Here is a 1,494-nt window from a genome sequence, read left to right on the forward strand (position 1 = left end):
TCGGTAGGTTGAAAGACTGGCGTCGCATCGCCACCCGCTACGACAGATGCCCGAAGGTCTTCCTCTCCGCCATCGCCCTCGCCGCAACCGTCATGTTCTGGTTATGAATCCTGACCCTAGAGCGACTGGTGAAGAAAATGCACTTAGGCGGCTGCTGATCCTGACGCTCGGCCGTCTTGCACGGGGGCAATACGAAGATATCTCCAACACGGAAATCGAACAGGTAGATGCTGGTTCGGAAACAAGTGAGGCACTTGCCACTGACCTGCTTTACAGGGAAATTCTCCGGTCGCTTATTACGTTCTCGAAATTCTCGGTAGGTCATTCGGAACCTGGGGCTCTTGAAGACGTACACTCGACTCTTCAACGAGTTATCTCTCTAGCCGGGCCTTTGTCAGAGAGTTTGGATGGCGTGGCTGACACTCCGATTGTTGCGTTGACCACTTTTCCCGGACCGCACCATCTCGCTTCCCTTTTGCGCATTTCCCTCGGAGCCGTGGCTGACAATCTATTGGTTAGCATTCCGAACCCGAATGGCACTGATCACGGAGCTTGGCGTGACTGGATAACCCGGGAGGCCAAGAGATGGCCTCTAATCTGGGAGAACCACAAAGCTGCTATTGCAACTGGTTTCTTAGATGTGGGCTCTTCCATGATCATGACCACGCCAACTGGCACAGGCAAATCTACCCTATCTGGCTTGAAGATTGCCGCGACGTTGGCGTCAGGAAAATCCGTCCTTTATCTGGCACCGACCCACGCGCTCGTCTCACAAGTAGAGTTTGATCTTAATGAACGTCTCTCAGAGCTAGCTGTAGCCCAAAGCCTTGACGAGCTTACCTTGGACGAGACAGTGGAAAGACTGCCCGACATTGCTGTCATGACGCCTGAGAAGTGTTTTGCTCTTCTGACCTTTGCACCCCATCTTTTTCAAAACGTTGGTCTGTTGGTGTTCGATGAATTTCACCTGATGAGCGCCGCCATCGATCCTACTTCTCCTACCGGCATTCGAGCTGACCGGGGGAGCATCGACGCGATGCTTTGCTTTTTGCAGTTCGGTCAGATCAATGAGAGTTCCGATTTTTTGCTACTGTCTGCGATGATCTCTAATGGATCAGAGCTGAAGGACTGGCTCGAAAACCGAACTGGTCGTCCTTTCGTGGCCTTTGACTATGAGTGGAAGCCGACCCGCCAGCTTCGGGGATGTGTAGTGTATTCGCACACTGAACTTTGGGATTTCACCGCACAATTGAGCAATGGCATCACGCCGGACGTGTCGGTCACTCCGTACGGCTTGTTTGCGCTGGACTCGAATTGGCTACCACAGCCAAACAGTCCAAGTGCACTCAAACCCCTTTCAGATAGTCCGATACCGCTAGGGTCAGGATTCATAACCAGAACATGACGGTTGCGGCGAGGGCGATGGCGGAGAGGAAGACCTTCGGGCATCTGTCGTAGCGGGTGGCGATGCGACGCCAGTCTTTCAACCTACCG

Annotated in this window: 1 protein-coding gene and 2 pseudogenes; 2 read left to right on the top strand and 1 reads right to left on the bottom strand. The window is 53.3% G+C overall.

Translation table 11 applies throughout. The features are described 5' to 3' along the window. Nucleotides 1-107 (top strand): annotated as a pseudogene (locus E2L08_RS16765) (IS5/IS1182 family transposase); the annotation flags it as partial. Next, the gene (locus E2L08_RS16770; protein WP_168771193.1) at nt 104-1,405 is read left to right on the top strand and encodes a DEAD/DEAH box helicase; all 1,302 of its coding nucleotides are present in this window, start codon (nt 104-106) and stop codon (nt 1,403-1,405) included. The pseudogene E2L08_RS16765 and the gene E2L08_RS16770, both read left to right, overlap by 4 nt. Here E2L08_RS16770 and E2L08_RS16775 read toward each other — a convergent pair. Beyond that, a pseudogene (locus E2L08_RS16775) lies at nt 1,389-1,494 on the bottom strand (IS5/IS1182 family transposase); the annotation flags it as partial. The gene E2L08_RS16770 and the pseudogene E2L08_RS16775 overlap by 17 nt on opposite strands.

It is taken from the genome of Palleronia sediminis, assembly GCF_004358695.1.
In the GTDB taxonomy this organism is placed as follows: domain Bacteria; phylum Pseudomonadota; class Alphaproteobacteria; order Rhodobacterales; family Rhodobacteraceae; genus Palleronia; species Palleronia sediminis.